Here is a 9,268-nt window from a genome sequence, read left to right on the forward strand (position 1 = left end):
TGTCTTACTTCCTAGTAAAATTCCGTAATTTTGAAAATATGAATGAACCCTTAGCAGAACGTATTAGACCCAAAACCCTAGAGGATTATATCAGCCAAAGTCACCTTGTTGGAGCTGAAGGATCACTGACACATCAAATCAAAAGTGGCAACATCCCTTCTTTAATCTTATGGGGTCCTCCAGGGACTGGTAAAACAACCCTCGCTAATATTATTGCCCAGGAGAGTAAACGACCATTTTACACCCTTAGTGCCATTAATAGTGGAGTGAAGGATATCAGAGAAGTGATCGATAAAGCTAAACAAAGCGGTGGTTTATTTACCACTAAAAATCCGATACTCTTTATTGATGAGATTCACCGCTTTAGTAAATCCCAACAGGACTCGTTACTTGGTGCTGTAGAAAAAGGATGGGTGACCTTAATAGGCGCCACCACAGAAAATCCTAGCTTTGAAGTCATTCCGGCCCTATTGTCTCGTTGTCAGGTATATATTTTAAATGCTTTTGGGAAACAAGACTTAGAACAGCTATTACATCGTGCAATAAAGCAGGATGCTGAGCTGTCCAAAAAAGAAATCACTCTAAAGGAAACAGAAGCTCTACTACGTTTATCCGGAGGTGATGGAAGAAAACTTCTCAATATTTTCGAATTACTTATAAATTCTGAAGGATCAGATAAAATCACAATCACAGACGACTTAGTCACAAGGAAGATTCAGAAGAATACTGTGCTATATGATAAAACTGGGGAGCAGCATTATGATATCGTCTCTGCATTTATTAAATCCATTCGTGGTAGTGATCCTAACGGAGCACTATATTGGCTGGCTCGTATGATTGAAGGTGGCGAAGATGTGAAATTTATAGCTCGCCGCATGTTAATATCAGCTTCTGAAGATATTGGAAATGCCAATCCTACAGCACTCATAATGGCAAACAATACTTTTCAGGCCGTTACTACTCTAGGTTATCCCGAAGCTCGAATTATTTTAAGCCAATGCGCAGTTTATCTAGCAACCTCAGCTAAAAGCAATGCTTCCTACGAAGCCATCGGAAAGGCCATAACATGTGTCAAACAAACAGGTGACCTTAGTGTACCTTTACATTTGAGAAACGCTCCTACAAAGCTTATGAAGGATTTAGGATATGGGGATGAATATAAATACGCCCACAGTTATGATAATAACTTTGTGGAACAGGAATTTCTCCCGAAAGAAATTTCCAACACTACTTTTTATAGCCCAGGGAACAACCAACGGGAAAATGCACTGCGTGATTTCTTGAAAAGAAGATGGAAAGACAAATATGGGTACTAGCCCATAGTTGTATTTGAGTACTAAAATTTAATATTTAGAACTTCTTGTTTTAAAGTCTCTCCTTCGTAGTATTCTGCAATCCACTGACCGTCCTTCTTATATACAAAACCATTTCCTCCTTGAATTAGGAAGTAATTTGGCTGTGTTGTCTTGGTTAGTTTAAATACAACCTTTGGACTACTATCGACAAGTTGATACCCATTTGATGTTGGTTGTGCATATAGCACATCTTTGTACTGATCAACAGTGCTAGCAGTTGCAACCTCTACTTGAGATGAGGCTGAATTTGCCATACTCTCAGCAGATTGACTGGCATCCTCTACAGGAGTTGCTACAGAAGTTTCAGAAACCTTAGTAGCCATAGGACTTGTAGAAGCTGAAGCCGCTGGCATTAAGGCCATATTATTTTCAGCAGGAGCATGATAGTAATTTAATGCACCTATGGAAACAAAGGCTTCTTCGATAGCATCGTGATAGGCCTTTTCATAGTCTTTGATCTTGCTTCTCCCCTCCGCTGATGTAAATACAGTAACGCCTTGGCAATTCTCAAGGGTGATAAACATCTTGGTGGTAAAAAGATTGGATTCATCCACTACATTAGCCTTTAGTCCTAAACATGGATTTACGCGTAGGTCTTGAGGCTGTGAATCATCATATACAGCTGTGAATCCATTTTTCTCAAATAAATACTTGGTAAAGGTATTCACCCTGTATTGATTCGGTTCTTTTAAAAAGTCAAACTTCTTAGGAACGATAATGTATTTGTATTGATTTAGGCTTTCTTGAGCGCTGATGGAAGCTGTAATTAAAAACAGTCCCAATAGTATTAATTTCTTCATAACTTATACAGGTTTACCTTTTTACTGGAAATACATAATTTAACCCCATCTGAAGGGATAATGTATTGGCGTCTGCTAAATTACCATATTCCAATAAATTATTCGCCAATAAATAGAAGTTAAAGTTAGCAAAATGTGACGACAATCCAAGGCCTAGATTCGTTTTTGAATATTTATCTACCGTATATGTTGCCTTGATTCTAAGTGGTTCCCAAATTTTTTGGTAATAAAAGGCCGTTAGAGCAACCTCAGGATTTCGTGGTCTCTTCTCAGCAAATAACTGCAATCCTATAGCAGAAGGCGGCTCTTTACTTGTAGGACAATTACATGGTTTATTGGATCTAAAGTATCCAAAACGATACATAGCTGAGGCATAAAACTCTACAGGACGCATGGTAGTATAGGAATTTGTATTGTTGGTTTTATCAAAATCACCTTCAATAACCTGCAGCAGATCACCGGCTGTGGTCCCCGATCCCGTTCCATCAAAGCCGTAGGAACCTGTCACCTCATAATTAAGTACATCATCGCTGTGATTAATAAATCCCAAATCAACTATACTGGCAGAATAGGCCCAATTTCTACTGGGCTCATAGGTAAATCCTAGATCAATACCCACCCCTATATTACCTGTTATAAATGGTCCCTCGGCGTAAACTTTTCTATGCATATCAATTGCATCACGAACAGGATTGATATCTCCGTCAAAAACATCATCTCGAAGATATCTATAGATTTCTTTTAATCTAGCATTACTAGAGGTAAGCACCTCAGCATCACCGTTAAAAATTTGATCCGATTCCGTACCACTTCCAACAAACCCTTTATTGTTTGTAGAAGTAACATCCATATTACTAGAATAAAATTTTAGGCGTCCACCGATTGTCCATTTATCGTTGAGCTGGTGCTGTAAACCTACATGTAATACAGTAACAACCTCCCCCTTAATATTCGCATCAGCCATATTAAAGCGTCTTCCAGGTACTCTATTACCGTGATGTGCTAAATAAGCCATATCATCTGGCCAATAGTTAAAAAAGTCAATTTCTTTATAGAGGCCAAAACTTAAAAAATATTTATTAAACAGGTTACCGATTTCAAAACCTGCATTGAGAAATTCTATTTGTTCAGTAGCTCTTTGTGTATCATTGCGATCTAGCTTATTAATCACATAATCCAATCGCCGATCCATATTTTCAAATCCATTTTCTTTAAAAGCATCGTAGACCGAAATCCCACTGCTTGAAGCGCCTGCGTGAAATCCAGATAACATTGGAACCCCAATATAGGCCCTTCCAGGTTGTTTACCTCCGGGATTTAACATTAATGATTGTGGTATCTCAGAAAAATTATAAAGAAGCTGTTTATTTTGCGCAAATAGACTTACCACAGACATAAAGGCAAAAGCACAAGCGATTGATCGTTTGTTTAGCATGATAATACAAATTAAAATTCTAGTAGGAGTTAGGGCGACTCTTTTTCGAAATTATATCGAAATTTTGGTTCTAATATTCGGTTATTTAGGGTAATCCATTACTTATATCATAATTAAAATTAAAGACTCCACTAGCATCAATAGTCAAACTATTATCCGTCCCCTTGTGGAGATCTGAGACAGTACTCATTGTAAAGCTTATGAAAACATCTGTTGCGTTTTTGATCTTTTCAGCACTATAAAAATAACTGATATTTGATTTCTCAATGACACCACCACTAGAGGCTTGAACTTCACTATCTCCTTCTACACCATCCTCTTCTATTGGATCCCCATCTTTGTCGAGCAACTTAATATCAAAATCAAAAGAACTGTCGATAGTGTTTGTGAATTCAAATTTCAATACTGGTGTAGGTTCGCCACTTTCGTCATTTGTACCATCAACCAAATACTCCAAAATACGCTCTTCTGAAGTTAAACTGATAGGTCTCTCATGTGGTTCTGGTAAAGAAAAATTAATCGAAGCAGGAATATACCCTTGTAGTGGCACCCCAGATGGCAGGTATTTCTCAAATTCCTGAACCATAAAGTCTTGGGTGAATTCTCCCTTCAACAACTTAATCTCAATTTGTGGCTCTAAAGTAATATCTTTCACTCCATCGAAGTCCATTTCTTTGACACATGAAGTTAACACCAGAAGAACGGCGAGAAAGATATAAAAATGGTGATTTTGGGCAAGTTTTCTCATAATTACATAACGGCTAAGTAGGTTGTTTTAGTATAGATCAAAGGTGATTTTTTATTTGAATCAACCCTTTGATTTGATTAATGGTCCCGTCCGTTTCTGGTTTTAAAGGATTAAAATACAGGGTATGCATACCTACATTTTTGGCCCCTAATATATCTACCTCATAATTATCACCCACCATAATTGACTTCTTAGGGACAGCATTAGCAAGATCCATAGCTTTTTGAAAAATTAAAGGATTTGGTTTTTTAACCCCTGCTTTTTCTGAATCCATAATTACATCAAAGTAATGAGCTATTCCAGAGTTTTTCAGTTTTCCCTCCTGAACCTCCGCAAATCCATTAGTGATAATATGAAGGTTATATTTGGGTTTTAAATATTGAAGAATGTTTGTGGCATCTTTAAATAAATGATTAAAGCTAGGTAAGTGTTTAATATAATCATCCGCAAGCAAATCTATATCGTGGTCTGTTACCGATAATCCGATCTGATCAAAACTCATTTTTAACCGCTGATAACGCAGCTCTTCTTTACTGATTTTATCCAATTGATACAACCCCCACAATTTGGTGTTATTGGGCACGTATACCTTAAGGAAATCAGGAAGATGGATTTTCAGATTATAGTTCTTAAATATTTTATGATAAGTGAGTTCGGAATTTCGTTCAAAATCCCAAAGTGTGTGATCTAAATCAAAAAAGACATCGGTTATATCAAGAGACTTGTTCATCATAATTAGGGTTCATTTTTAAATATTTTATATACAAGTCCCTCCAAGAATTCCGTTGATTAAGCTGTAGGATCTCGTTAGAAAATACCACATTGAAATCACCATTAACCTCTTGAACCCGCTCAGAAAGTTCTTGAAGCTTCTCCTCTGCTTTACTAACGCTTTTGAACTTATACAAACTAGTGTACTGAACACAAAAACTATTGATAAGGATTGGAATTTGCTCTTCAAAACTAATGTCGTAAAAATAAAAGGGACTACATGTTCCTGCTCTAAAGCCTACTTCGTTGGTATAACCCATGGTGTAGTCTTCATTAAAACCAGCATCAACCATGAGCCTATAAGTCTCTGGAATATGCAGTCGATTAAAGCGCTGACGCACCCTTTTAACGGGCCTATTAATGGTATTTATGAGCCGGTTACGCTCTTTTTTTAAAACCGCTAAATCATCAAAACCGCGATAAGAAGCCATAAGTGAAACGATGCTATAATCCGCCACCGATTTGATTAAGGTTTTAAAACTAGAGTTAATCACCGAAATATTCTTATCGTAATTCGAATAATCAGCCATTAAAAAGAAAAATACCGCTTCACACTGGTATTGCTTATGAAGTTGATTTACCCGAAAGAAAAAATCATATGGATCTTCCCTAAAACCTAACAACACCAAATACCTATCAAGTATCTTGGATAACTTAAATTTAAAAACATCAATAAGAGTGGCGCCTATAGTTCTGATAACTCCTTTCTTACGATAAGCATAGGCCACAGCAATATCCATAACTGAAGTCTGCTGATACTCCTTGTTTTTTAATTGGAGTTCAGGAAAACGCCTTTGAAGAGCGCTTTTTAGGCGCTTCACCCAAAGATCCACGACGGGTATTTCTAGAAAATTGTTCTGATAAGCCAAGCTTTCGGTAACAGGATATCTCCCATGCTCATCCTTAACATGAGGCAAATATTCTTCATACCGACTAAGTAGATAAAAGCTCGCAGCAAAAACATCAAATGGAAGGGCACAGTTTTCAGTGGTTGGAAAAAAACACGGCACACCCTCCCAGTCATATATGGTGATTTCTACATCCGATATACCTTGTTCGAACAGCAGTTCATGACTTTTAATAAAAAATTCATTCTGCAGTGGTTGCCTAGTATAGGTAATCTTGGGACCATTATGGGCGATAAAATCTTCCACCTTGGTGGTAATGCGTATATCCACATTCAGCATTCTTGAAATGATATGCTTCATGATATAATTAACCCTGGGCGTGATTTTATAGGTATAAACTAATAACATATTAAAGGATTCCTTCGTCTTTGAAACTAAAATAAGATTTTTCAGTTACAATAATGTGATCTAAGACTTTTATATCCATAGAATAACAAGCATTATTTATTTTTTCGGTAATATTTCTGTCCGCCTCACTGGGTCTTAGGGTTCCAGATGGATGATTGTGTGCCAAAATCAGACCAACGGCGTTGGTGAGCACAGCTTCTTTTAAAAGCAATCTAATATCCACCAAAGTCCCTGTAATCCCCCCTTTACTGAGCTGAACAGTATTAACCACCTTATTGGAATTATTTAAATAAATAACCCAAAATTCCTCATGGGACAAATCACCAATCCTAGGTTGCATATATTCAAAGACATCTGCACTATGTGATAAACCATTATCTGGAAGAGCCTTTGCTAACCGTTTTCTTCTACCAAGCTCTAAGGCCGCAACAATAGCAATTGCCTTTGCTTTTCCAATACCTCTAAATTTTATGAGTTGTTCAACCGACAGCCTACTTAGTACACTTAGACTATTACTCGAAGTTGTCAATATGCGCTTTGATAAATCAACAGCACTTTCTCTTCGATTTCCACTACCAATTAATATGGCAATTAGTTCAGCATCTGACAGCGCATCCTTACCTTTCAAAAGCATCTTTTCTCTAGGTCGATCATCTGCACTCCAGTTTTTGATTGTAGTTTTTGGAGTATTCACTTTCATGTCCTAAAGTTATTAAAGATCCATCTCCCTTTTAGTTTGTACAAGCTTAGTTATCAACAAATAAAAAGTACTTTTTACATTTTATTAGCATAAAAGCCTAATTGCTATAAATAGAATCGACTTCTTTAATTTCTTATCTTACTTAACTCTTTCCTTTAACTTTTCGATATCCAAACCTCCATATGCACCACTACTCATTAGTAGAAGGGCCGTGTTATCAAGTCCAAGGTCAAATATGAAATCACTAAAATCCTGAGGATCGGTGTAAATAATTAAATCCTCACGTCCAAAAGCCTCTTTGATTTGTTCTATGCTAAGAGATTCGAGCTTTTTAATTTTTAAAGCTTCTGGTGTATAATATACCACAGCAGTATCAGCAGCATTCAAACTGTCCTTATACTCCTTTATAAAAGTTGCATTTAAACTACTATAGGTATGCAATTCTAAACAGGCAACAATAGTCTTATTTGAATATTGTTCTTTTACAGCACCTAAGGTCGCTTTTACTTTGCTTGGAGCATGGGCAAAATCCTTATAAACAACCGTATTATTATTTTGAGCAAGTTTATCTAATCGTTTAGAGGCTCCTTTAAAACTAGCAATTGCCTGGTAAAAATCATCTTGGTCAACGCCCATATGCTGACATATCCATTTGGCACCAGCTAGATTGCTAAGATTATGCTTACCAAAAACTTCGATAGGCATAGCACCCTCTGGTGTTTCTAAATAGGTAACTCCATCATTTATATAATGCTCAGGTGTGTAATAGGGGATTTTTCGAATTTGATTTTCGGATTCCTCCACTACCTTGACCACTTCAGGATCTTCCATGTTATAGGTAATACTTCCCCCTTCAACGATCGAATCTACATATATTTTGAACTGCTCAACATAGTCTTGGTAGGTTTCAAATACATTAATATGATCCCATGCAATACCACTGAGTAAAGCTATATTAGGCTTATATAAATGGAATTTAGGCCTACGATCAATAGGCGAAGACAAATACTCATCCCCTTCTAAGACTATAAAATCATTTTCATCGGTTAGTTTTACCATGGTATCGAAACCATCCAATTGAGCTCCAACCATATAATCCACCTCTTTATCATGGTAATCCAAAACATGTAGAATCATCGCAGTAATGGTTGTTTTACCATGGCTTCCACCAATAACCACACGCGTTTTATACTTACTTTGCTGATAAATAAACTCTGGATAAGAATAGATCTCAAGACCTAATTCCTGCGCTCTTAAAAGCTCTGGGTTATCAAGCTTGGCATGCATTCCAAGGATAACTGCATCTAAAGAATGATCTATTTTTTCTGGAAACCAACCGAAACTCTCTGGAGCAAGTCCAGCAGCTTCTAAACGGGATTTAGAAGGTTCATAAATAACATCATCACTACCAGTAATGTGATGTCCTTTTTGTTGTAATGCTAAAGCTAAATTATGCATAGCACTACCTCCTATAGCTATAAAATGTATCTTCAAAGTATCGGAATTCTACTGATGTTTTCTCAATAAACAAAGATACACATTCAAGACCCTTAGACAAAGAGTTCAAAAAAACAATTTCACTTACGTGGCGGATACTTAGAGAACACCTTATTGACTATGGATTTTATTTTAGCCTCTTTTGCCTTTGGAGTCATTGACTCCGACACAGTACTCTGGCTAACGGCTTGCCAAATGAGTTCATCGTTCATAACATCTATAATATCAAAGATGATTTGACGGTATTGGTCTGGCTGACCTATAGGAATTCCAACGGAAACCCCACCACCGATATTTCGGTTGGTTCCACCTATTCCAATTCCAACGGCGCTGTTGACTGGTTTAGGTCGATTAGAACTTTTGATATTAATAAACAAGTCAGGAGACTCACTACTGCGATAACCTCTGGAATGCATTAAACTATCTATACTTCTTAGAAGACGTTTTTCATCCAATTGATTCATCCCGCTATTCATGGCAGGGAAGTAATTATAGGTCTGTGCTTTTGAAAAATCAAAATTCCTGTCATAATCATAGGCTACCTGAACCCCACAGCTGGAAACAAGAAAACATAGAACAATAATTACAATATGTGGTTTCATCGTTTTTAATTTTAAGGCACTTCGTTTTAACCGATATAAAACATTCACCTTAGTGAACCACCCACACGCTAATGACATGATGGGCTTCGGGCTTCATCGAGTTG

General features: G+C 36.9%; 9 protein-coding genes. 1 reads left to right on the forward strand and 8 read right to left on the reverse strand.

All coding sequences use genetic code 11. From position 1 onward, the window contains the following. Positions 1-38 precede the first annotated feature (38 nt). The gene (locus tag I215_RS12265; protein WP_008992294.1) at positions 39-1,316 is read left to right on the forward strand and encodes a replication-associated recombination protein A; all 1,278 of its coding nucleotides are present in this window, start codon (positions 39-41) and stop codon (positions 1,314-1,316) included. A 20-nt stretch (positions 1,317-1,336) separates the two neighbouring features. On the opposite strand, the gene I215_RS12270 is transcribed toward I215_RS12265, so the two are convergent. The 8 genes from I215_RS12270 to I215_RS12305 form a co-directional block, all read right to left on the reverse strand. Then, the gene (locus tag I215_RS12270; RefSeq protein ID WP_008992295.1) at positions 1,337-2,155 is read right to left on the reverse strand and encodes a hypothetical protein; all 819 of its coding nucleotides are present in this window, start codon (positions 2,153-2,155) and stop codon (positions 1,337-1,339) included. A 13-nt stretch (positions 2,156-2,168) separates the two neighbouring features. Beyond that, on the reverse strand, positions 2,169-3,590 hold the full coding sequence (locus I215_RS12275) for a DUF5723 family protein (RefSeq protein WP_008992296.1): 1,422 nt from the start codon (positions 3,588-3,590) through the stop codon (positions 2,169-2,171). Positions 3,591-3,675: 85 nt separating this feature from the next. Further along, positions 3,676-4,338 (reverse strand): hypothetical protein, encoded by a 663-nt coding sequence (locus I215_RS12280; protein ID WP_008992297.1) that lies wholly within the window; start codon positions 4,336-4,338, stop codon positions 3,676-3,678. 37 nt (positions 4,339-4,375) lie between these two features. After that, entirely contained in the window at positions 4,376-5,068 is a 693-nt protein-coding gene (locus tag I215_RS12285; RefSeq protein ID WP_008992298.1) for a YjjG family noncanonical pyrimidine nucleotidase, read from the reverse strand. After that, positions 5,052-6,317, reverse strand: a complete 1,266-nt coding sequence (locus I215_RS12290) for a polysaccharide deacetylase family protein (protein WP_237738962.1) — start codon at positions 6,315-6,317, stop codon at positions 5,052-5,054. The genes I215_RS12285 and I215_RS12290 overlap by 17 nt, the downstream gene beginning before the upstream one ends. Positions 6,318-6,366: 49 nt before the next feature. Further along, positions 6,367-7,065 carry a RadC family protein gene (radC, locus tag I215_RS12295; RefSeq protein WP_008992300.1) on the reverse strand — a complete coding sequence of 233 codons (699 nt, stop codon included), beginning with the start codon at positions 7,063-7,065 and terminating at the stop codon, positions 6,367-6,369. 138 nt (positions 7,066-7,203) lie between these two features. Further along, complete coding sequence (locus I215_RS12300) at positions 7,204-8,559, reverse strand: UDP-N-acetylmuramate--L-alanine ligase (RefSeq protein WP_008992301.1); 1,356 nt, start codon at positions 8,557-8,559, stop codon at positions 7,204-7,206. Positions 8,560-8,642: 83 nt separating this feature from the next. Continuing rightward, on the reverse strand, positions 8,643-9,164 hold the full coding sequence (locus I215_RS12305) for a DUF4136 domain-containing protein (RefSeq protein WP_008992302.1): 522 nt from the start codon (positions 9,162-9,164) through the stop codon (positions 8,643-8,645). Positions 9,165-9,268 lie beyond the last annotated feature (104 nt).

Source organism: Galbibacter marinus (genome assembly GCF_000300875.1).
GTDB lineage: Bacteria > Bacteroidota > Bacteroidia > Flavobacteriales > Flavobacteriaceae > Galbibacter > Galbibacter marinus.

Coding starts and splice junctions, on each gene's coding strand:
- I215_RS12265 (WP_008992294.1), top strand. CDS start 39: ATGAATGAACCCTTAGCAGAACGTATTAGACCCAAAACCCTAGAGGAT.
- I215_RS12270 (WP_008992295.1), bottom strand. CDS start 2,155: ATGAAGAAATTAATACTATTGGGACTGTTTTTAATTACAGCTTCCATC.
- I215_RS12275 (WP_008992296.1), bottom strand. CDS start 3,590: ATGCTAAACAAACGATCAATCGCTTGTGCTTTTGCCTTTATGTCTGTG.
- I215_RS12280 (WP_008992297.1), bottom strand. CDS start 4,338: ATGAGAAAACTTGCCCAAAATCACCATTTTTATATCTTTCTCGCCGTT.
- I215_RS12285 (WP_008992298.1), bottom strand. CDS start 5,068: ATGAACAAGTCTCTTGATATAACCGATGTCTTTTTTGATTTAGATCAC.
- I215_RS12290 (WP_237738962.1), bottom strand. CDS start 6,317: ATGAAGCATATCATTTCAAGAATGCTGAATGTGGATATACGCATTACC.
- radC (WP_008992300.1), bottom strand. CDS start 7,065: ATGAAAGTGAATACTCCAAAAACTACAATCAAAAACTGGAGTGCAGAT.
- I215_RS12305 (WP_008992302.1), bottom strand. CDS start 9,164: ATGAAACCACATATTGTAATTATTGTTCTATGTTTTCTTGTTTCCAGC.